Raw genomic sequence first — 21,813 nt, forward strand, 5'->3', positions numbered from 1 at the left:
CCGGATGCAGCAGTCTCTTGTGCCACGGAGTCGCACGGGAGCAGGTTCAAGGCCGAACACACTTACGACAGAGACGTCACTTATGATCAAAAAGCTCATTCTCTCTACCCTGCTGCTGTGCGGGCTCGCCAATGCCGCTCCCAGCTCTGCCCCTAGTTCCACTCTGGATGCCGTGCTGGAGCGCGGTGTGCTGCGGGTCGGCTTCGACGCCGGCTATCAACCCTTCGAAATGACCAACAAGCAGGGCCAGTACATCGGCTTCGACGTGGATCTCGCCAAGATGGTCGCCAAAGAGATGGGCGTGAAGGTGGAGTTCGTCAACACCGCCTGGGACGGCATCATCCCGGCACTGCTGACCGACAAGTTCGACGTCATCATGGGCGGCATGACGGTCACCCCCCAGCGCAACCTGCGCGTCAACTTCGCCGATCCCTACATCGTCGTGGGCCAGACCATTGTCCTGCGCAAGGACAAGGCGGGCGAGATCAAGTCCTTCCAGGACCTCAACGATCCCAAGTACAAGATCGCGGTCAAGCTCGGCACCACCGGCGAGCAGGCGGTCAAGCGCATGATCCCCAAGGCCACCCTGCTGCAGTTTGAAACCCAGGACGACGCCAAGCTGGAAGTGATCAACGGCAAGGTCGACGCCTTCGTCTACGACCTGCCCTACAACGCCATCTTTGCCTCCCAGAACACCGGTGCCGTGGTGCACCTGGACAAGCCGTTCACCTTCGAGCCGCTGGCCTGGGCGATCCGCAAGGGGGATCAGGACACCCTCAACTGGTTCAACAACTACCTGCGCCAGATCAAGGGCGACGGCAGCTACGACCGTCTCTACAAGAAGTGGTTCGAATCCAACGCCTGGCTGAACCAGCTCAAATAACCTCTCAAGGGGCGGCTCGCCGCCCCTTCACGCAGACTCCCACACAATAACGACAAGAGAGGTTGTGACAGTGATCAACCCCAAAATCACAAGACAGATGGAAAAACAGCCCAACCTGCTGCTCTGGCACGGGGTCTTCCTGCTGATGGTGCTGGCCGCCATCTTTGGCATCTACAAGGCCGTGCAGGCAGTAGATTACACCTGGCGCTGGGAACGCATTCCCCAGTACATCGCCTACCAGGCCGAGCAGAAACAGTACGCAGAATTTGACGGCACAGTGGTGACCGGCACCACAGCCGCAGAGAAGGGGCAACTCTTCCTGCAAGACGATCTCGACCCCAACCGTCGCCAGGCCATCGCCAGCACGGGTGCCCAGGTTGCCGAAGGGGATACCGTCTTCCTCGGTGACACCCTGGATGTGCAACTGAGCTGGACCGCCGGTCCCATCGCCTGGGGTGTCTGGGTCACGGTCAAGCTCTCCCTGGTGGCGGGCGTCTTCGCCATCCTGCTGGGCACCCTGGCGGGCCTCGCCCGCCTCTCCCCCAATCCCGCCCTGCGCAACCTGGCGGTCACCTATGTGGAGCTCATTCGCGGCACCCCGCTGCTGGTGCAGATCTTCATCGTCTATTTCTTTATCGGCACTGTACTCAATCTGGATCGCTTCACCGCCGGGGTGGCGGCGCTCGCTGTCTTCACCGGCGCCTATGTGGCCGAAATCGTGCGGGCCGGCATCAGCTCCATCCACAAGGGGCAGATGGAGGCGGGCAGAAGCCTCGGCATGACTGCGGCCCAGACCATGCGCTACGTGATCCTGCCCCAGGCATTCAAGCGGGTGCTGCCGCCGCTCGCGGGCCAGTTCATCAACCTCATCAAGGACTCCTCCCTGGTCTCGGTCATCTCCATCACGGATCTCACCAAGGCGGGACGGGAGGTGGTCAGCTCCACCTTCAGCCCGTTCGAGGTGTGGTTCACCGTGGCCCTGCTCTACCTGGTGCTGACTGGCACTCTCTCCTTCCTGGTACGTCGTCTGGAGGTGAAATATGCGAAAAGCAACTGATCCCATTATCAAGGCTCAACCTGTGTCGAGAAGTGCTGCCATCACCGGCACGCCCCGCGCCTTCCTGGTACGCCGTCTCGAGGTGAAATATGCGAAAAGCAACTGATCCCATTATCAAAGCGAGCGGTGTAGAGAAGTTCTACGGCACCGAGGTGCACGCCCTCAAGAACGTCAGCACCCAGGTAGCGGAAGGAGAAGTGGTGGTGATAGTGGGTCCGAGCGGATCCGGAAAATCCACCTTCCTGCGCACCCTCAACCAGCTCGAGACCATCAACGACGGCCATATCGAGGTCGATGGCATCAGCCTGACCGAGCCCGGGGATGTCAACAAGCTCCGGGAAGAGGTGGGCATGGTGTTCCAGTCCTTCAACCTCTTCCCCCACTTGAACGTGCTGGACAACATCAGCCTCGCCCCCCAGAAGGTGCGGGGGTTGTCGCGCAAGGAGGCCGAGGACAGAGCCAAGGCGCTGCTGTTGAAAGTCGGGCTGTCCAACAAGGCCCAGAGCTACCCGTCCCAGCTCTCCGGCGGCCAGCAGCAGCGGGTGGCCATCGCCCGGGCGCTCGCCATGCAGCCGCGCATCATGCTGTTTGACGAGCCCACCAGCGCCCTGGATCCCGAGATGGTGGGCGAGGTACTGGACGTCATGAAGGGCCTGGCCAAAGAGGGCATGACCATGGTGGTGGTGACCCACGAGATGGGCTTCGCCCGGGAAGTGGCGGACAGGGTACTGTTCATGGAGAGCGGCGAGCTGCTGGTGGACGAGAAGCCCACTGACTTCTTCGACAATCCTCCCTCGCCGCGTCTGCGCCAGTTCCTGAGCCAGGTGCTCTGACGCTGACAGCCGTAGAAAGCAGAAGAGGGAGCCCTGGGCTCCCTCTTCACTATTCTCACCTCGCCATCTCCCCCCTGATCCTTAACGAAGCAAGACGTCGTCATCTGGCTGCCCGTCGCGCGGACGGTGACAGGATGTTAATGAAATTTTAAATCCATTCGGTATGCTGGAATCCAACTGGTCCAACCGGATGCCTCACATGGATGTGCAACTGCTGCTGCTCTACCTCTCCCCCGTCTTTCTGGCCTTCGTCGGCTGGGAGATGCTCTATCTGCGCAAGCACGGCGCGGCCTTTCCCACCGCCACCTACCAGTGGCGGGACTTGTTCGCCAACGCCGCCCTGGCGCTGATGCATCAGGGGGGAGATGCCCTGACAGCCATCGCCATCGCCTACCTCTATGACGCGCTGTGGGGCTGGCGGCTGCTGGATATCGAGCTGAACCTCTGGAGCGTGCTGCTGCTCTTCCTGTTGCAGGATCTCTGCTACTGGCTGTTCCACTTTGCCAGCCACCACGTGCGCTGGCTGTGGGCCTCCCACGTGGTGCACCACAGCTCGGAGCGGCTCAACCTCTCCACCGCCTTTCGCCAGAGTCTGATGTACCCCGTCTCCGGCATGTGGCTGTTCTGGATCCCCATGATCCTCATCGGCTTCCCCCCCGAGGCCGTGGTCGCCACAGTGCTCCTCAGCCTGGGCTTTCAGTTCTTCGTCCACACCCAGGTGGTGGGCAAGCTCGGCAAGCTGGAGTGGATCCTCAATACCCCTTCCCACCACAGGGTGCACCACGCCAGCAACGCCAAGTACATAGACCGCAACTTCGCCGGGGTGCTGATCATCTGGGATCGGCTGTTTGGTACCTTCGTGGAAGAGGACCCCACCGAGCCCTGTCGCTTCGGTATCACCAAGCCCGTCCACAGCTTCAACCCCCTTACCCTCACCTTCCACGAGTGGCGCGACATGCTGCGCGACGCCCGCGGCCTGCCCTGGTCAGAGAAGCTCAAGGTGCTGTTTGGCAAACCGGCGGGCCCGGGGAGCACCTGAGCCACACGCCACAAAAAAGAGAGCGCCCTTGGGCGCTCTCTTGCATTTGATCGTCAGGTCCCTCAGACGTGGGCAAAGGACCAGATGGCGGGCACCAGGCTCACCAGGGTTATCCCGGCCAGCAGCCGCTCGCGCAGGCTGAGCCGCTGCTCCGCCCCGAGCTGACGGCGACTGTAGAGAAACAGCAGCAGACCCGGCCCGTAGAGCAGCAAGGAGAGCAGCAGATACTCCACCCCGGCGGCATAGAGCAGCCAGAGACCATAACAGCTCGACACCAGTGCCACCGCCCGCACCAGGCCATTGCCCTCTCCACTCAAGGAGAGCTTGAGCAGGAAGAGGCCGATCAACAGGTAGGGCACCAGTATCATGGAGGTGGAGATGAGCAGCAGGTTGGTATACCCCTTGCCCAGCAGCCACACCAGCAGCAGGCAGCCCTGCACCGTCAGGCTGGTGAGCCAGAGGGACGCTATGGGGGTGCCGTTGCGGTTCTGGCGCCGGAAGATGGCCGGGAAGGCGCCGTGGCGCGCCGCGCTGAAGGGCACCTCGGCCGAGAACAGGGTCCAGCTCACGTAGGAGGCGAGCACGGAGACGATGAGACCGACGCTGATCAGCACCTTGCCCCAGGAGCCTGTCATCTGGGCCATCAGCCCCGCCATGGAGGGGTTGGGCAGGGCCGCGAGCTCGGGGCGACTCAATATCCCGAGCGCCAGCACAGAGATGAGCACATAGAGCAGCAGCGCCAGCACCACCCCGAGCACGGTGGCCGTACCCACATCCCGCTTGTTTCTCGCCCGGGCCGAGAGCACCGCCGCCCCCTCGATGCCGGTGAAGACCCAGAGGGTGATGAGCATGGTGTTGCGCACCTGCTCGGAGACCGGCACCGCCAGGGTGCTGCCCTGCTGATCCGCCGCGAAGGTGACCGGATCGAACCAGTAGCAGGCGAACAGGATGAACAGCAGCAGCGGCAGGCTCTTGGCCAGGGTCGCCACCAGGTTGAACAGGGCCGCCTGCTGCACGCCGCGGGCCACCAGCAGGTGCACCGCCCAGAGGATGCAGGACTCGCCGATGAAGGCCGCCAGGGTGTTGCCCTCACCGAACCACACCTGTTCCGGCGTATCGACGAAGCTGCCCAGCGCCGCGAAGGCGATCACCAGATAACCCACCACGCCGATGGTGGCGCAGAGCCAATAGCCCCAGGCGGAGAAGAAGCCCACCAGATCCCCAAAGCCGGCGCGGGCATAGCTGTAGATGCCACCGTCTAGCTCGGGTCTTAGCCGCGACAGATAGAGGAAGCTCGCGGCGAGCGCCAGAATGCCCACCCCGGTGACACCCCAGCCGATCAGCACGGCGCGGGCCCCCGCCACCTCGGCCATGTTCTGGGGCAGGCTGAAGATCCCCGCCCCCACCATGGAGCTGAACACCAGGGCGGTGAGGGACCAGAGGCCTATCTTGCTCTCTTTCATGGGATCTCCTTAGCGCAGCCGGCTGGTCAGGGCCTGGATGTGCTCCGGGCCTATGCCGCAGCAGCCGCCGATGAGGGAGGCCCCGGTACCGCGCCAACGCTCGGCCCAGCCGAGGTAATCCTGTGGCCCCAGATCGGCGCGGATCTCGTCCAGCCCGTCGTTGGCGGTGGCCTCCTTGGGCTGGGGCGGGAAGGCGTTGGCATAGGCGCCGAGGCGAATGTCGGTGCGGCCCAGTGCCTGCAAGCCGGCGCTCGCCACCTTGAGCGCCCCTTCGATCACCTCGGGCTGGCAGCAGTTGAACAGGATGGCGCTCACCCCGACCGGCACCAGTGCAGTGACGGCATCGGCCACCCGCTCACCGGAGCGCAGTCTGGGTTCGCTCCCCGGCGCCTCGTCCTCCAGGGTGAAGGAGACCCAGAACGGCTTGCCATCCTCGGGCAGCAGCGCCTTGAGGGCCAGCGGCTCGGCGATCAGGCTCATGGTCTCGGCCAGCCAGAGATCCACCCGGGGAGCCAGGCCCCGGATCAGCGGCGTCGCCAGCTCGCTCACCCTGTCCGCCTCGAACAGGTCGGCACGGTAGGAGCCAAACAGTGGTGGCAGGGAGCCGGCCACCTGCACGGCGCCAGCCTGCCCGTCGGCCACGTCGCGGGCCAGCTGCCCGGCCAGGGCTGCAAGCCGCTCGCCATCCGCGGCGAAGCGCTCGTCACCGATATGAAAGGGCACCAGGGCATAGCTGTTGGTGGTGATGACACGGGCACCGCTCGCCACATAGGCCTGATGCACCTCGCGCACCGTCTCTGGTGCTTCCATCAGGGCCAGGGCGGACCACTCCGGCTGGCGAAACGGTGCGCCCCGCCGTGCCAGCTCACGCCCCATGCCGCCATCCAGTACCCACAAATCCTTTGTATCCATCTCTGTCTCTCTGCGTGTCCCCGTCATGACGGGTGTTTATTGTGTGAAAAAACATTAAGCCATCAAAACATCTAGACGGCTATAAGTCCTGTGCATCATGGCGCAAAGCAGAGGGAGAGGCAATCGGGAACTACGAACAAATCTGAGCAAGCTCAGGATGATAGCGGCAAAGGGAGACCCCGCATCCTTGCCACCCAGGGCCTGAACGAAAAGAGGCCACCCCTGGGGGTGGCCTCTTGTGAAGCATGGATGGGCTGACGACTCAGCGCCCTGCCAGTACCCGCTTGGTCTGCTTGACCCAGTCGGAGACTCGCCCCTGCTGGGGGAATCCTTGCCAGATCTGCTCCCACTGGGCCGGGCTCAGGGGGCGGCCCAGCCTGCGCTGCACCCCGGCATAGAGATAGTCGTGGGCCGTGGTACGGGCCTGGGCCGAGGTGAGGAACTTGGCCACAGGGTCGGTCAGGCGCACGTCCCGCATGCCGAGCAAGGGGTAATCGCTGTGCACCGCCGCCAGCATGGTCTCACGCATGGCCGACTCGATGTAGCCACGGGCGAACAGGGCGGTCACCGACTCCAGCGACCCCTGATCAGGACCATGGTACTCCTCATCGAACACCGGGCTCGGCTCTGCCACTGCGCTTTGCACCACTGCATCAGGGTCCGGCTGCGGCGCCACCACGGCGGCCTTGGGGGCCACTGGCTTGGGGGCGGCGGCGGGTTTGCGGGGAGCGCTCTGGCTGCAGGCCCCCAGCGCCAGGGCGAGAGCCACACAGCTCAACGCACGGGAATAAGACGGCATCTTCATGACTCCTTGGTAACTCCTTTCACGATTCCAGGGCGGGTTTCTCGGCCAGCACAGGCTCCACCCGGGTGACCAGCAGCTGGTCGATCTTGTAGCTGTCGATGTCGACCACTTCGAACTTGTAGCCCGCGTATTTCACCGACATCAGGCGCGCTTGGAGAGCCTGGTATCCAATCATATCGCAGGATCCATGGGTTTCTCGGTCAGCACGGGTTCGACCCGGGTGACCAGCAACTGATCGATCTTGTAGCTGTCGATGTCGACCACTTCGAACTTGTAACCCACGTATTTCACCGACACCAGGCGCGCTTGGAGAGCCTGGTATCCAATCACATCGCAGGATCCATGGGTTTCTCGGTCAGCACGGGTTCGACCCGGGTCACCAGCAGCTGGTCGATCTTGTAGCTGTCGATGTCGACCACTTCGAACTTGTAGCCCGCGTATTTCACCGAGTCGGTGCGCTTGGGGATCTTGCGCAGCATGAACATGATGAAACCGGCGATGGTCTCGTAGTTCTGGCTCTCCGGGAACTCCTCGATGTCGAAGGCCCGCATCACGTCCGAGATGGGGGTGACCCCGTCCACCAGCCAGGAGTTCTCGTCCCGCTGGACTATCTGCTCTTCCACCACGTGGGTGGCCCACTCCCCCATGACGGTGCTCATCAGGTCATTCATGGTGACTATGCCCACCACCAGGGCGTACTCGTTCATCACCACGGCGAAGTCGCCCCTGTGGTTCTTGAAGTACTCCATCGCCTCGTAGAGGTTGAGGGTGTCGGGAATGATGATGACGTTCTGCACCAGGGAGCCGCTGTTGAGATCGATGCTCTGACCGCTGATGACGCGGATCAGCAGCTCCTTGGCGTCCACGAACCCCTTGATGCTGTCGAGGTTGTGGTCACAGACCAGGAACTTGTTGTGGGGGTGCTCGGCTATCTTCGCCTTGATGCTCTCCTCCCCCTCCTGCAGGGTGAAGTAGATGAGGCTCTCCCGCGCCGTCATGGCGGAGGTGACGCCGAGGGACTGCAGCTCGAACACGTTCTCGATGAGCTGATGCTCCTCGCGCTGGATGACGCCGGCCTCGGCACCCGCGTCCATCACAGCGTAGATGTCGTCCGAGGTGATCTCGTCGTTGCGCACCATGGAGACCCGCAGCAGGCGGAACAGGGCGTTGGCCAGACCGTTGAAGAACCACACCAGCGGCATCAGCAGGGTCACGCACAGCAGCATGGGGCGCACTACCACCACGGCGATCCGCTCCGGCATGGTCATGGCGAGGCGCTTGGGCATCAGATCGGCGATCAGGATAAACATGCCGGTGACGAACACGAAGGAGGCCGCAGAGCTTATCTGGCCGAGCCAGGGGCCCTGATAGAAGCCGGCAACGAACTGCTTGATGGCGGGGTTCAGGGCGGATTCGCCCAGGATGCCGCCCAGGATGGCGACCGTATTGAGGCCTATCTGCACCACGGTAAAGAAGTTACCCGGCTGGGCCTGCAGTGCCAGCACTTTTTCGGCATGGCGATTGCCCTCGTCGGCCATCACCTGCAACTTGATCTTGCGGGAGGCGGCGAGAGAGATCTCGGAGAGCGAGAAGAACACACTGCCGGCGACCAGCAGCATCAGAAAGAACAAACTATCGGCAAAACTCATGATTAACCTATTGCGACAGCCGCCTTAGCACAAGACGGCAAACTGGGCCCGGGAAACCGGACCGTGACTCCATCCGGGACTCACACAGGGGCAATATTCTAGCAGAAAAGCGCCCCGTGGGGCGCGTTATCTTAAGCCGCCCCCCAATGCAATAAAAAAGGCGCTCAACGCGCCTTTTTATTCATCGTGGATTCAATGCTTGCCGAGCAGGTCGCTCAGTTCATCCGCCTTGGTGTGGCGTACGTCCTTGCCCTTGACGTAATAGACGATGTATTCGCAGATGTGCTGGCAGCGATCGCCGACCCGCTCTATGGCGCGCGCCGCCCACAGGACGTTGAGTACCTGGGGGATGGTGCGGGGATCTTCCATCATGTAGGTCATCAGCTCGCGGATGATGGACTCGTACTCCCGATCCACCTTGTCGTCTTCCTTGTAGACGGTGATGGCCGCCTCCAGATCCATGCGGGCGAAGGCGTCGAGCACGTCGTGCAGCATCTTGATGGTGCGACGGCCCATGTTCTCGAGCGACACCAACGGCGGCTGCGGCTTGTTGGCGTTGTCGGTCAGCATGCGGGCTATCTTGTCCGCCACATCGCCGATGCGCTCCAGATCCGTGATGGTCTTGATGATGGCCATCACCAGGCGCAGGTCGGACGCAGTAGGCTGGCGCTTGGCGATGATGCGGGTGCACTCCTCGTCGATGGCCACTTCCATGGCGTTGACCTTGTGGTCGTTGGCCACTATCTTGCGCGCCGCATCCAGATCCTGGATGTGAATGGCGGAGATGGCGTCGGTCAGCTGCTGCTCCACCAGACCGCCCATCACCAGCACCTGGTTGCGCACGTTCTCGAGCTCGGCATTGAACTGACCGGAGATGTGTTTATTGAGGTTCATATTGTCCATACAAATAATCCTTGTTGCTCCGATTATGCCTTAGCCGTTGAACCGACCGCCAATCTGTTTCTTGTGGTTCATGTCAGTCATCCTCATCTCTTAACCGTAACGACCGGTGATGTAGTCCTCGGTCTTCTTCTTGGCCGGGGTGGTGAAGATGGTGTTGGTGTTCGAGTACTCGATGAGCTCGCCCATGTACATGAAGGCGGTCTGATCCGACACCCGCGCCGCCTGCTGCATGTTGTGGGTCACTATCACCACGGTGAACTGGCTCTTGAGCTCGTTGATCAGCTCCTCGATGGTGAGGGTAGAGATGGGGTCGAGCGCCGAAGTCGGTTCATCGAGCAACAGCACTTCCGGCTCGATGGCGATGGCACGGGCGATCACCAGACGCTGCTGCTGACCACCTGAGAGGCCGAATGCGTTGTCGTGCAGGCGATCCTTCACCTCTTCCCACAGCGCCGCGCCGCGCAGTGAACGCTCGGCGGCCTCGTCCAGGGTGCGGCGGTCGTTGATGCCCTGCAGGCGCAGGCCATAGACCACGTTCTCGTAGATGGATTTCGGGAAGGGGTTCGGGCGCTGGAACACCATGCCCACCTGACGGCGCAGGGCGGAGACATCCACGCTCTTGTCGTAGATGTTGTGGCCGTGCAGCTGGATCTCCCCCTCGATGCGGCAGATCTCCACCAGGTCGTTCATCCGGTTGATGCAGCGCAGCAGGGTGGACTTGCCACAGCCGGACGGGCCGATAAAGGCGGTGACCTGGCCTTTGGGGATCTTCATGTTGACGTTGAACAGTGCCTGCTTGTTGCCGTAGTACAGGTTGAGATCCTTGACCTCCAGGGCGGTCTGCTCCGGGCTCAGGTTGAGCAGGTCCAGGGCGGTATGCTGGGTCGAAGTCGGTGTTACGTTGATCATCTGTTACCTCAAATTCTCTTTGTGGCGGCGGGCACTCTCGTTGCCCGCGGCCTGAACGCTTGGCTGGCAGGGAACCCTGTTCCCGGCCCGTCTCTGTGGTAGCTGGTCTATCAATGCTCCAGCGACCGGAATTTCTCGCGCAGGTGGTTACGAATACCGATAGCCGTCAGGTTGAGGCCCACTATCACAGTCACCAGCAGGAAGGAGGTGGCATAGACCAGGGGCCGTGCCGCCTCGACGTTCGGGCTCTGGAAGCCGACGTCATAGATGTGGAAGCCCAGGTGCATGAACTTGCGCTCCACGTGCAAGTACGGGAAGTTGCCATCCATCGGCAACGTGGGAGCAAGCTTCACCACCCCCACCAGCATCAGCGGTGCCACTTCACCGGCGGCCCGGGCTATCGCCAGGATGAGGCCTGTCATGATGGCCGGGCTCGCCATGGGCAGCACTATGCGCCACAGGGTCTCGGCCTGGGTGGCCCCCAGGGCCAGGGAGCCCTGGCGTATGGTGCTCGGGATCCGCGCCAGCCCCTCTTCGGTGGAGACGATCACCACCGGCAGGGTCAGGATGGCCAGGGTCAGCGCCGACCAGATGACGCCGGGGGAGCCAAAGGTCGGGCTCGGCAGCGCTTCCGGGTAGAACAGCTGGTCTAACGAACCACCGAGCGTGTAGACGAAGAAGCCGAGGCCAAACACGCCGTAGACGATGGAGGGCACACCCGCCAGGTTGATCACCGCGATGCGGATGATCTTGGTCAGGCTGTTCTTGCCCGCGTACTCGTGCAGGTAGACAGCGGCCACCACGCCGAGGGGTGTCACTATGATGGCCATCAGCAACACCATGAAGACGGTGCCGAAGATGGCGGGGAAGACGCCGCCCTCGGTGTTGGCCTCACGGGGATCGTCGGAGACGAACTTGCCAATCTGGTGGAACCAGTGTCCTACCTTGGCGGGCAGGCTCATGTCGTTGGGCCAGACCACGTCCAGCACCTTGGACATGGGCATGGTCACCAGCTCGCCACGCATATCCTTGACGGTAATGGCGTCACGATCCGCCTGGGCGCGCAGGGAGAAGAGCTCCTTCTCCAGCACCAGATAGCGATCGTTCAGGGCCTGGCGCTGCGCGGCGAGATCCGCCTTGAGCGCGTCGGTCAGCTCCCCTTCCAGCTCCGCCTTGCGCTCTTTCAGACGCAGTCGCTCCAGCTGGTAGTTGATGCCGCCGATGTCTCCCTTTTGCAGATCGTTGGCCTGCTCCGACAGGGCGTTGGCACGAGCCAGCACCCGCTGCAGGGCAGGATGCAGATCTGCCGTCAGCTCCTTGCCATCCTCTTTCACCGAGGTGATGTAACCGTAGAAGTTGCCGTTGGTGGCACGCTCCACCATGGCGAGCTCGGCCGGCTGGCTCTGGGACTTGATGTCGGTCTCCAGCACCCAGCGAAAATCGAGGTCGACAAACTCACGGTTGCCGGTCTTGACCAGATAACGGGTCAGCAGCTCGCGCTCTTCCCCCTCCAGCGCCTGGCCCGCGGCGCGCAGCCGCTCCACTGGTACCATCTCGCGGTCGTTGATCTCGCCGATCAGCACGCTCTTGTTGCCGCTGGCATCTTCAAGCTGCCACTCATAGATGGGGTGCGGCCAGAAGTAGACCAGACCACGCCAGCCGATCAGCAGCAACAGACCCAGTACGGCTACCAGACTCAGGCTGACGGCGCCGCCTGTCATCCAGATCCAGGGGGCCCCTGATTTAAACCACTTACCCATTGTTGATTCCTTGTCCATATACAGAACGCCGCTTTTTAAGAGAACGGCTCATTACAGAGAGCTGTATTTTTCGCGCAACCGCTGACGAATGAACTCGGCCAGGGTGTTGAACATAAAGGTGAACACAAAGAGGACGAAGGCCGCGAGGAAGAGCACCCGGTAGTGGGAACTGCCCACTTCCGACTCCGGCATCTCCACCGCTATGTTCGCCGCCAGGGTACGCAGCCCCTGGAACATGGAGAAGTCCATGATGGGGGTGTTGCCGGTGGCCATCAGCACTATCATGGTCTCGCCCACGGCGCGGCCCAGGCCCATCATCACCGCCGAGAAGATGCCCGGACTCGCGGTCAGGATCACCACCCGGCTCAGGGTCTGCCAAGGGGTGGCGCCGAGCGCCAGCGAGCCCTGAGTCAGGTGCTTGGGCACCGAGAAGACCGCATCTTCGGCGATGGAGAAGATGGTGGGTATGACGGCGAAGCCCATGGCGATACCGACCACCAGGGAGTTGCGCTGGTCAAACTTGATGCCCATCTCGTGGGTCAGCCAGATGCGCGAATCGCCGTGCATGAAGGCATTCTCGATGAGCGGGCTCAAGGCGAAGGCGCCCCAGCCAATCAGCAACAGCACAGGAATGAGCAGGATGGCGTGCCAGCCCTCCGGCAGCCAGGACTTGCCGCGCTCCGGCAGGTAGTTCCACACCAGGGCGGTGAGCAACATGCCCATGGGCAGCAACAGCAGCAGCAGGATCACCCCGGGCAGCGCACCCTCGATGATGGGTGCCAGCCACAGGCCCGCCAGGAAGCCGAGGATAACGGTCGGCAGCGCCGCCATGATCTCCACCGTCGGCTTGACGTATTTGCGCAGGCCCGCCGACATGAAGTAGGCGGTGTAGATGGCACCGGCCACGCCGAGCGGTACCGCAAACAGCATGGCGTAGAAGGAGGCCTTGAGGGTCCCGAATACCAGGGGCACCAGGCTCAGCTTGGCTTCGAAGTCGTTGCTGGCAGAGGTGGACTGCCACACATACATGGGCTCGGGATAACCTTCGTACCACACCTCCTGCCACAGGGCAGACCAGGTCACCTCGGGGTGATCGTTCTCCACCTCAAAGACCTTGAAGTCATTCCCCTGCTGGGTCAGCAGCAGGTTGTGGCGGGGAGAGATGGCCAAGGCCGCCAGGGCGCCGCCTTCTATGGTCTCGCCGAGCAGCTTAGCCTCGCCGGTGGCGTGGAAGAAGTTGATGGTGCCGTCTTTGGCGGCGCTGATGAAGCCCTTGCGGAAATGCTCGGGGGTCAGCAGCGCGACCGGGCCGTCGCCCTTGAAGTCACGAATCTGGGTGAACTGGCGCTTGCCGTCCTTCGCCACCTCGAACCACTGGGAGATGACGCCATTGTCATTGCCCACCAGCAGGGAGGAGGCGCCGGAGAGCAGGGCAACCTGGGTCACGTCGGCGTTGGGGGCATTGATCTCCATGACGTCGCGCAGGGAGATGTCGCTCAGGTTGTGGATGTCATAGACCGACAGGCGATTGCCTTCACGCACGAACAGGATGCGCAGGTTGGGGGTCAGCAGCATCTGATCCACGTGACGAGGCAGGGAAGGAATGGCGTAGTTCTGGCTGCTCCACTCGACTTCCCCGGAGAGGAAGTTCTCCTCACCGCTCATCACCGTCATCACGCCGCGGCCATCCTCGGTCACGGCGGCGGTGGCCATCTTGTCCTTGGTCGCCTCGAACACCATGCGGGTCAGCGCCTTGCCTTGGGGATCTATCACCACAGGCTCTTCGCCGAAGGGATATTGCAGGCTGGGCTCGATGACGCGCACGTCGTTCGGGTAGGAGACCTTGAACGAGGGCTGCACCACAGTGGCCTTGCCGTCGGCAAAGCCATAGGCGATGAGCTTCTGGCCCGGTGCCGGCACGGCGACGGCGGTGACGTCACCGGCGACACTGGCCTGGCCCAGCACCTGGCCCACCTTGACGCCGCCATCCGCCTTGACGGCGAAGAAGCCGACCTGACCCTGGTCGTTGAAGCGATACCCTATCTCGTTCTGCTCCTCGACCCCGAGCCAGGCCGTCTTGCCCTGCGTCGGCAGGGTAAAGGAGGAGGTTGCCTCTACGCTGGCGCCATTGAAGATGGGTTTCACCACATAGAGCAGGTAGAAGAAGATAAGCAGCAGGGCCACCAGTACCAGGGCTCCCCCTGTGGTGACGCCGTATTTGGCCAATTTATCCTTGATCCGGCGTTTTCTACTGCCCGCCATGACCAGGTTTAACGATTCCGATGACATGCAAGACCTCAATGTGAGCTAGGCTTGGCGGCATTATATGGCGGTTGCATGACAGTTTTGTTACATCAAGAGCCTCTGTGAAGAGGTTATTTCAGGGGGGATACAGGCAGGAGATTGAGGGCAAGCAGCAGTGCCAACCTTCTGTTTTATATGAGGATGTGTGAAGAAATTCAGAGCGGGGGCAAGACGATGCCCCTCGTCCGCCTCAGAGGGTGGGGCCACCACTTTGTTTCAGCGCCTCTCTGGCCGCCTTCTTCTCGGCGCGCCGCCGCTTGAAGAAGTCCGACAGCTGGGCCGAGCAGGCCTCTGCCAGCACCCCCCCCGTCAATGCCACTCTGTGGTTGTGGCGCGGGTCCTGTAAAATGTCGAACACCGAGCCCGCCGCCCCCGTCTTGAGATCCTGCGCCCCGTAGACCACCCGCTTCACCCGGCTATGGATGAGGGCGCCGGCACACATGCAGCAGGGCTCCAGAGTCACATAAAGGGTGGTATCGAGCAGCCGGTAGTTCTGCTGCGTGATGCCAGCGGCGCGGATCGCCATGATCTCCGCATGGGCGCAGGCGTCATGGGCGCTGATGGAGCGGTTCCACCCCTCGCCGACCACCTCGTCCCCCAGCACCAGCACGGCACCGACCGGGATTTCGCCTATCCCTTCCGCCCTGGCCGCCAAGGCCATAGCATGACGCATCCAGCGCTCGTCCTGCCGTGCCTGATCAAAGACATCATTGTTTTCTGATGGCGTCACGCCCTTACCTCTCTGTCGCTATGCAACCTGCGCACCTCGGACAACAGCACAGTGCCGACCAGGATCTCACCCGTTTCCCCTTCCGCCCTGGCCGCCAAGGCCATGGCATGATGCATCCAGCGCTCGTCCTGGGTGATCTGCATCTCGGCTGCGTTCTTCTGTGCTGGCTCCACGGCCGTTCCTCTCATTTATCTGTATTCATCATCAAAGACGGCCCTGTCCGCTCGGCCCGGATACAGGGCCACCGGCACCGGGCGAGGTGGGCGGCGATTATGCCAAAACTCCCGCCAAGGCCCAAGTTGCATCTTGGTTGAGCAATAAAGAAGCAATCGGCATCTCCCTGATAAAAAAGGAGTTGCACCCTTAGGATCATCCTATTAGACTCCTTTCCCGTCAGCCGAGCTGACTCCGTCGGTGTGTAGCGCAGCCAGGTAGCGCATCTGCATGGGGTGTAGAGGGTCGGAGGTTCGAATCCTCTCACACCGACCATTTTCCCCGAAAATAGCCCAGTCAAACGACTGGGCTATTTTTTTGCCTGTTTTCTGCCCGTCCCCTGCACGCCCTCTTCTTATATCTCCCCTGTATCTTGCACAGAGGCCGTGCCGGCATAAATTTTATACAGAACCACTTGAAGCTTTCATAAAGTCCCGCTAGGATACGCAACTTTTCCGCCGGCCATCAGACAGGGAGGTGGCGTCAGGGTGAGGGAATCACCAACCGGCTTGCAATCCATTGAGGCAAGCACCCATGAATCAAGCAGTCGACACACAGCCCGATCAGCCCCTTCTCTCCTCACCCCATTCCGATCCCGAATCCACCGACACCGGCCTCGGCGGCACAGTGCATCTGGACGTGATCGATCTCGCCGCGCCGGATGATGACTACTGAGGCGGATCTGGCCCAGTCCCTCTCCAACCCTGCGGACGAAAGGCCGGTTTTGCTGTCCGGCACCCCGTCCTGACCCGGCTAAAAAGCCGTCAACGAAAATAACCATAAAATGCTGATAAACATCCAGGGATTGGTGTTATTCACTACTCCGTTCCCCGTCATCTCCCTCCCCCCTGCTCCAACCCCTTGATACAAACCTACGTTATTGCTCGTCATTTCCACCACACGCTCTGCGCTGCCCCCGCCTCGCAAGATTTGACCATTTTGTTTTAAACAGCAGTTCACCTGTCAATGGCTTCACATGCCAGATGCCGACTGTGTTGGCAGCAGGCATTTCATACAGCTGTTTTCGCAAAGCCTGGAGTAAGGTCGGGATTTGTTTTTGCATTGGTAATTTTATTACGTAATTAATTACATTTTTGATGTGCCGCACCTGGCTCTTTCATCCCCCCTGACGGCCTTGCCAGCCGAGAGCATAACCATCTGCGTAGAGCTTTTATGCTAATCTTATAAATACTTTAAAAACATAAACTTAAACACCAACCAAAAACACCCGTTTTAAAAATCAAGTTGACGAACCAAGCATTATTTTGCACCTTATGAGTCGTGTTACCCCGCTGTTACGGGGAGTTTGAGAGAAAGGGATATAGACGTTAGTCGTAGTTAGTAAGTTCAAAATGTAACTTTCAAAGGAGTGAAACCTATGTCGGCACCGGCCCAGACCATCAGCAGCACCCGTCTGCATATCCAAGGCGAGATGCTTCCCGATTACGCGCAGATCCTGACGCCGGATGCGGTGGCCCTGGTATCCGAACTGGTGGAACGCTTCGCTCCTCAGCGCAATGAGCTGCTGAAACAACGGGTGGCTCGCCAGGCCCGCATCGATGGCGGCGAGTTGCCGGACTTCCTGCCAGAAACCGCCCACATCCGTGCCGGTGACTGGACCATTCGCGGCATCCCCGCCGATCTGCAAGACAGGCGTGTGGAGATCACCGGCCCGGTCGAGCGCAAGATGGTCATCAATGCCCTCAACGCCAATGTCAAAGTGTTCATGGCGGACTTCGAGGACTCACTGGCGCCGGCCTGGAACAAGGTGATCGAGGGGCAAATCAACCTGCGCGATGCGGTCAACGGCACCGTCTCCTACACCAGCCCCGAGGGCAAGGCCTATACCCTGAACCTGGATCCGGCCGTCCTCATCTGCCGGGTCCGTGGTCTGCACCTGCCGGAAAAACACGTCACCTTCGATGGTGCGCCCATCCCGGGCGGCCTGTTAGACTTTGCACTCTACTTCCTGCACAACCATCAGGCGCTGCTGGCCAAGGGGTCAGGTCCCTACTTCTACCTGCCCAAGTTGCAGAGCCATCTGGAAGGGCGTTGGTGGAGCGAGGTGTTCGCCTGGACCGAGGACAGGTTCGGTCTGCCCCGCGGCACCATCAAGGCCACCGTGCTGATCGAAACCCTGCCGGCGGTGTTCGAAATGGACGAGCTGCTCTATCAGATGAAGGATCACATAGTGGCGCTGAACTGCGGCCGCTGGGACTACATCTTCAGCTACATCAAGACCTTGAAGAACCACCCTGACCGCGTCCTGCCGGACCGCCAGGTGGTCACCATGGACAAGCCCTTCCTGTCTGCTTATTCACGGCTGCTGATCAAGACCTGCCACAAGCGCGGCGCCTTGGCCATGGGTGGCATGGCGGCCTTCATTCCGGCCAAAGATCCGGCAGTGAACGCCGAGGTCTTCGCCAAGGTGAAAGCGGACAAGGAGCGTGAAGCCAGCAACGGCCACGACGGCACCTGGGTTGCCCACCCCGGCCTCGCCGATACCGCCATGGCGGTGTTCAACGCCGCCATCCCGGCTGGCGCCAAAAACCAGCTCGGCGTGCTGCGCGAGCAGGATGCTCCCATCACGGCGGCGGATCTGCTGGCCCCCTGCGAGGGCGAGCGTACCGAGGCTGGCATGCGCACCAATATCCGGGTCGCCCTGCAGTACCTGGAAGCCTGGATCAACGGCAACGGCTGCGTACCCATCTACGGTCTGATGGAAGATGCCGCCACCGCCGAAATATCCCGCACCTCCATCTGGCAGTGGATACGACACGGCAAGAGCCTGTCGAACGGCAAGGTGGTGACCAAAGCGCTGTTCCGCCAGATGCTGGCCGAGGAGCAGGAGGTGGTCAAAGCAGAGGTGGGCGATGCCCGCTGGCAGGCAGGGCGCTTTGCCGAGGCAGGCGAGCTGATGGAGCAGATCACCTGCGCCGACACTCTGATCGATTTTCTGACGCTGCCCGGATACGAGCGGCTCTGAATCACGGGCCCCGGGCGGGGCTCGCCAATAACAAGTCAATGGAAACGTGAAATCAATGAAAGAGGGAACTGATATGGCACTGACCCGTGAGCAACAGATCCAGGCTATCGAGAAAGACTGGGCGGAAAACCCCCGCTGGAAAGGGATCAAACGCGGCTACAGCGCCGAAGACGTGGTGAACCTGCGTGGCAGCCTGCAGCCAGCACACACCCTGGCCCAGCGTGGCGCCGACAAGCTGTGGGAGCTGATCCACGGCGGCGCCAAGAAAGGTTATGTAAACTGCCTCGGCGCCCTGACCGGCGGTCAGGCGGTGCAGCAGGCCAAGGCGGGCATAGAGGCCATCTACCTCTCCGGCTGGCAGGTGGCGGCGGACAACAACCTCTCCTCCACCATGTACCCGGATCAGTCCCTCTACCCGGCAAATTCGGTACCGTCCGTGGTGGAGCGCATCAACAACTCCTTCGCCCGTGCCGACCAGATCCAGTGGGCCAACAAGGTGGGCCCGCAGGATGCCGGCTTCATCGACTACTTCCTGCCGATAGTGGCGGATGCCGAAGCCGGTTTCGGCGGCGTGCTGAACGCCTTCGAGCTGATGAAAGGCATGATTGAAGCGGGCGCCGCCGGCGTGCACTTCGAAGATCAGCTGGCCTCGGTCAAGAAGTGCGGTCATATGGGTGGCAAGGTGCTGGTGCCGAGCCAGGAAGCGGTGCAAAAACTGATCGCCGCCCGTCTGGCCGCCGACGTCTGTGGCACCACCACCCTGGTGATCGCCCGTACCGACGCCAACGCCGCCGACCTGCTGACCACGGACGCCGATCCCTACGATGCCGGCTTCCTGACCGGGGAGCGTACCGCCGAGGGCTTCTACAAGGTGCAGGCCGGTATCGAGCAGGCCATCTCCCGCGGCCTGGCCTACGCCCCTTACGCCGACATGGTGTGGTGTGAAACCGCCAAGCCGGACCTGGACGAGGCACGTCAGTTTGCCGAAGCCATCAAGGCCCAGTACCCGGACAAGATCCTGGCCTACAACTGCTCCCCGAGCTTCAACTGGAAGAAGAACCTGGACGATGCCACCATAGCCCGCTTCCAGCAGGAGTTGTCCGACATGGGCTACAAGTACCAGTTCATCACCCTCGCGGGCATCCACAACATGTGGTTCCACATGTACGAGCTGGCCTACCAGTACGCCCGTGGCGAAGGGATGAAGCACTACGTCGAGATGGTGCAGCAGCCGGAATTTGCCGCCGCCGAGCGTGGCTACACCTTCGTGGCACACCAGCAGGAAGTCGGTACCGGTTACTTCGACAAGGTGACCACCGTCATTCAGGGTGGCCAATCTTCAGTGACAGCCCTGACCGGCTCCACCGAAGAAGATCAGTTCCACTAATCACCCTATGACGCGAGCCACCTCGCTCGAACAAAAACCCCGGCCTGGTGCCGGGGTTTCTTTTTGCTCGCCACTCAAGGATGTGGCGCAGACAGGCTATCACCATTGGCTCAGAGTTCGAGGATCTCTTTGACAAAGGGGATGGTGAGCTTGCGCTTGGCGCGAAATGAAGCGTTGTCGAGCTGATTGAGGGTGGTGAGCAGAGTGCGCATGTCGCGGGACAAGCGGTTGAGCAGGAAACGGCCCACATCGATGGGCAGTTTGAAGCCCCGCAGCTCGGCACGCAGCTGCAGGGCACTGAGCTTGCCTTCGTCATCGAGCTCGTCGAGATGGAAACTCACTCCCCAGTCGAGGCGGGAGGCGAGATCCGGCAGTTGCAGCCCCAGCTTGCGCGGCGCGCTGCAGCCGGTGACCACCAGGGTCCCCTCGCCCTTCTCCTTCCAACGGTTGTAGAAGTCGAACAAAGCCCGCTCCCAGAGCCCATTGCCGGCGATGGCTTCCAGGCTGTCGAGACAGACCAGGGGCAGACTTTCGAGGGCGTCGAGCATGCTGGGATCCAGCTGTTCGAACTGATCCAGGGAGAGATAGGCGGCGGCAGCGTCGCGGGCATTGACCTCGGCGCAGGTGGCGTGCAGCAGGTGGGAGCGTCCGGAGCCCTTGGCTCCCCAGAAATAGAGGAAAGGAGCGCCCTGACCGATGGCCGCATTCTTGAGGGCGGTGATCAGATGGGCGTTATTGCCGGGATAGAAACTGACGAAGGTTTCATCATCCGGTAATTGTACGGCTAAAGACAGTTGGGCCGGTTGCTTCACTCGTTGGGCTTTGACTGTGATATTTGCGGGCAAGTGTATCACCAGAGCGGCAGATAGAGAACCGCCCGGGTCATGCCGGGCGGTCTGGAAATTCCCCTGGGATCAGGGCTGCGACCATTGGTAACGCAGACCGCTCTCATTGTCTTCGATCTGGTGCAGGCGACTCTCCAGTTGCAGTCCCCTTACCAGCTCGGCCTTGTCCCCTTGAAGCGACAGGTTGAAGGTGACCTTGTCCCCCTCCAGCTTGCCGATCGCCACCTTGGTGACGCTGGCCATGCCCTGCAACATCTTCTGTATCTGGATCATGCCGTCGATGCCGGACAACCCTTCCACCACCAGGGTCTGGCTGGAGACGACCCCGGACAGGCGAGTGCCGTACTGCTGCACCAGCCAGCCCGCCAGGGCATCGGCCATGCCCTGCGCCACCTCGGCCTGGGTGCCTGAGCCGGCCCCCTTGGTCAGCTCGGTCAGCTCTGCGCCGCCCGAAGCCCCCGGCTTGGCGCCATAGAGCCCCCAGTCGATGCTCCACTTCTCCCCTTCCGGCGTCAGCTTGCCCAGCACCACCATCTCGGCGCCATAGCGCTCGCTCGCCTTGAGGATGGGGTCGGCGAAACGACCCCAGACATCGGTGGCGCTGACCGCCATGTTGTCATCGAGGTCCATCAGCGGGATGCTGACCGGCAACCCCATGGCCTGGGCCTGACCGCGCAGGGCGGCGGACCAGCCGTCGCTGGACTGATCCGGCAGGATGCGACGCTCCCCTTCATCTATTACCAGCCAGATCGCCATTTGCGGGCGAACGGGCCCGAGCAGGGGGAACTTGCTCTGGCCTACCAGGGCATTGACCTTGGCCACGTTGAAATCGGCCTTGAGAAACTTGACCGGCCCCACATCCTGATAGCCGTAGTGCTGCACATAGTCACCGGGCGCCGCCAGCGCCTTGGCCACCTCGGGCTGGGTGAGGATGTCGCGCCTGCCGGTCACCTTGACGAGCACCTCCCCCAATGCCTGGAACTGGGCGGCCGTCATGTCGCCGCTGGTTGGCGCCTTGCCCTGATAGAGGTCGGTCACCTGGGCAGCCGACACCATGAGTGGCAGACAGCAGAGGAGAGTCGCTAAGCGTTTCAGCATAAAGAAGATTCTCGAAATGGGGGATACTGCTTATGGT

22 protein-coding genes and 1 tRNA gene are annotated in these 21,813 nt (G+C 61.6%); 9 read left to right on the forward strand and 14 right to left on the reverse strand.

Features of this window, described 5'->3' with window-relative positions; translation table 11 throughout:
- Positions 1-82 precede the first annotated feature (82 nt).
- The 5 genes from ACB039_RS10585 to ACB039_RS10605 all read left to right on the forward strand — a co-directional run bounded on the left by ACB039_RS10585 (position 83) and on the right by ACB039_RS10605 (position 3,812).
- Positions 83-883: a transporter substrate-binding domain-containing protein gene (locus ACB039_RS10585; RefSeq protein ID WP_171276417.1), complete on the forward strand. Its 801-nt coding sequence runs from the start codon at positions 83-85 to the stop codon at positions 881-883.
- A gap of 97 nt (positions 884-980) precedes the next feature.
- The gene (locus ACB039_RS10590; RefSeq protein ID WP_171276418.1) at positions 981-1,940 is read left to right on the forward strand and encodes an amino acid ABC transporter permease; all 960 of its coding nucleotides are present in this window, start codon (positions 981-983) and stop codon (positions 1,938-1,940) included.
- Positions 1,924-2,046, forward strand: coding sequence for a hypothetical protein (locus ACB039_RS10595; RefSeq protein WP_371165619.1), 123 nt, complete (start codon positions 1,924-1,926; stop codon positions 2,044-2,046). The genes ACB039_RS10590 and ACB039_RS10595 overlap by 17 nt, the downstream gene beginning before the upstream one ends.
- Positions 2,030-2,773: an amino acid ABC transporter ATP-binding protein gene (locus ACB039_RS10600; protein WP_041206038.1), complete on the forward strand. Its 744-nt coding sequence runs from the start codon at positions 2,030-2,032 to the stop codon at positions 2,771-2,773. Before ACB039_RS10595 ends, ACB039_RS10600 begins: the two co-directional genes overlap by 17 nt.
- Before the next feature lie 199 nt (positions 2,774-2,972).
- On the forward strand, positions 2,973-3,812 hold the full coding sequence (locus ACB039_RS10605) for a sterol desaturase family protein (protein ID WP_263684700.1): 840 nt from the start codon (positions 2,973-2,975) through the stop codon (positions 3,810-3,812).
- A gap of 62 nt (positions 3,813-3,874) precedes the next feature.
- On the opposite strand, the gene ACB039_RS10610 is transcribed toward ACB039_RS10605, so the two are convergent.
- The 12 genes from ACB039_RS10610 to ACB039_RS10665 all read right to left on the reverse strand — a co-directional run bounded on the left by ACB039_RS10610 (position 3,875) and on the right by ACB039_RS10665 (position 15,435).
- Entirely contained in the window at positions 3,875-5,275 is a 1,401-nt protein-coding gene (locus ACB039_RS10610) for a basic amino acid/polyamine antiporter (RefSeq protein ID WP_371165620.1), read from the reverse strand.
- A 9-nt stretch (positions 5,276-5,284) separates the two neighbouring features.
- Positions 5,285-6,187, reverse strand: coding sequence for a homocysteine S-methyltransferase family protein (locus tag ACB039_RS10615; RefSeq protein WP_371165621.1), 903 nt, complete (start codon positions 6,185-6,187; stop codon positions 5,285-5,287).
- A gap of 262 nt (positions 6,188-6,449) precedes the next feature.
- Complete coding sequence (locus ACB039_RS10620) at positions 6,450-6,992, reverse strand: hypothetical protein (protein ID WP_162627170.1); 543 nt, start codon at positions 6,990-6,992, stop codon at positions 6,450-6,452.
- 19 nt (positions 6,993-7,011) lie between these two features.
- On the reverse strand, positions 7,012-7,167 hold the full coding sequence (locus tag ACB039_RS10625; protein ID WP_307764459.1) for a hypothetical protein: 156 nt from the start codon (positions 7,165-7,167) through the stop codon (positions 7,012-7,014).
- Positions 7,164-7,322 (reverse strand): hypothetical protein, encoded by a 159-nt coding sequence (locus ACB039_RS10630; RefSeq protein ID WP_371165622.1) that lies wholly within the window; start codon positions 7,320-7,322, stop codon positions 7,164-7,166. The genes ACB039_RS10625 and ACB039_RS10630 overlap by 4 nt, the downstream gene beginning before the upstream one ends.
- Positions 7,319-8,641 carry a hemolysin family protein gene (locus ACB039_RS10635; protein WP_371165623.1) on the reverse strand — a complete coding sequence of 441 codons (1,323 nt, stop codon included), beginning with the start codon at positions 8,639-8,641 and terminating at the stop codon, positions 7,319-7,321. Before ACB039_RS10635 ends, ACB039_RS10630 begins: the two co-directional genes overlap by 4 nt.
- 192 nt (positions 8,642-8,833) lie before the next feature.
- The gene (gene phoU, locus ACB039_RS10640) at positions 8,834-9,544 is read right to left on the reverse strand and encodes a phosphate signaling complex protein PhoU (RefSeq protein WP_139751100.1); all 711 of its coding nucleotides are present in this window, start codon (positions 9,542-9,544) and stop codon (positions 8,834-8,836) included.
- Between the two features lie 90 nt (positions 9,545-9,634).
- Positions 9,635-10,453: a phosphate ABC transporter ATP-binding protein PstB gene (pstB, locus tag ACB039_RS10645; RefSeq protein WP_005328825.1), complete on the reverse strand. Its 819-nt coding sequence runs from the start codon at positions 10,451-10,453 to the stop codon at positions 9,635-9,637.
- 110 nt (positions 10,454-10,563) lie between these two features.
- The gene (gene pstA, locus ACB039_RS10650; RefSeq protein ID WP_106886380.1) at positions 10,564-12,213 is read right to left on the reverse strand and encodes a phosphate ABC transporter permease PstA; all 1,650 of its coding nucleotides are present in this window, start codon (positions 12,211-12,213) and stop codon (positions 10,564-10,566) included.
- Between the two features lie 51 nt (positions 12,214-12,264).
- Positions 12,265-14,502 carry a phosphate ABC transporter permease gene (locus ACB039_RS10655; RefSeq protein WP_371165624.1) on the reverse strand — a complete coding sequence of 746 codons (2,238 nt, stop codon included), beginning with the start codon at positions 14,500-14,502 and terminating at the stop codon, positions 12,265-12,267.
- Positions 14,503-14,707: 205 nt separating this feature from the next.
- The gene (gene tadA, locus ACB039_RS10660) at positions 14,708-15,247 is read right to left on the reverse strand and encodes a tRNA adenosine(34) deaminase TadA (RefSeq protein ID WP_371165625.1); all 540 of its coding nucleotides are present in this window, start codon (positions 15,245-15,247) and stop codon (positions 14,708-14,710) included.
- A complete protein-coding gene (locus tag ACB039_RS10665) occupies positions 15,244-15,435 on the reverse strand; it encodes a hypothetical protein (RefSeq protein ID WP_371165626.1) in 192 nt (63 codons plus the stop codon). Before ACB039_RS10665 ends, tadA begins: the two co-directional genes overlap by 4 nt.
- A 224-nt stretch (positions 15,436-15,659) precedes the next feature.
- Between ACB039_RS10665 and ACB039_RS10670 the strand changes: the two genes are divergently transcribed.
- The 4 genes from ACB039_RS10670 (at position 15,660) to aceA (ending at position 19,833) form a co-directional block, all read left to right on the forward strand.
- A tRNA-Pro gene (locus ACB039_RS10670) sits at positions 15,660-15,736 on the forward strand.
- A 258-nt stretch (positions 15,737-15,994) separates the two neighbouring features.
- Positions 15,995-16,135, forward strand: coding sequence for a hypothetical protein (locus ACB039_RS10675; protein ID WP_163135121.1), 141 nt, complete (start codon positions 15,995-15,997; stop codon positions 16,133-16,135).
- A 703-nt stretch (positions 16,136-16,838) separates the two neighbouring features.
- The gene (gene aceB, locus ACB039_RS10680; protein WP_371165627.1) at positions 16,839-18,446 is read left to right on the forward strand and encodes a malate synthase A; all 1,608 of its coding nucleotides are present in this window, start codon (positions 16,839-16,841) and stop codon (positions 18,444-18,446) included.
- Between the two features lie 73 nt (positions 18,447-18,519).
- On the forward strand, positions 18,520-19,833 hold the full coding sequence (gene aceA, locus ACB039_RS10685; RefSeq protein WP_111910109.1) for an isocitrate lyase: 1,314 nt from the start codon (positions 18,520-18,522) through the stop codon (positions 19,831-19,833).
- A 110-nt stretch (positions 19,834-19,943) separates the two neighbouring features.
- On the opposite strand, the gene hda is transcribed toward aceA, so the two are convergent.
- Together hda and ACB039_RS10695 are read right to left on the reverse strand one after the other, a co-directional pair.
- On the reverse strand, positions 19,944-20,645 hold the full coding sequence (hda, locus tag ACB039_RS10690; RefSeq protein WP_371165628.1) for a DnaA inactivator Hda: 702 nt from the start codon (positions 20,643-20,645) through the stop codon (positions 19,944-19,946).
- Between the two features lie 102 nt (positions 20,646-20,747).
- The gene (locus ACB039_RS10695; RefSeq protein WP_371165629.1) at positions 20,748-21,776 is read right to left on the reverse strand and encodes a DUF2066 domain-containing protein; all 1,029 of its coding nucleotides are present in this window, start codon (positions 21,774-21,776) and stop codon (positions 20,748-20,750) included.
- Positions 21,777-21,813 lie beyond the last annotated feature (37 nt).

The sequence above is a fragment of the Aeromonas sp. S2(2024) genome, assembly GCF_041402505.1.
GTDB classification, from domain to species: domain Bacteria; phylum Pseudomonadota; class Gammaproteobacteria; order Enterobacterales; family Aeromonadaceae; genus Aeromonas; species Aeromonas media.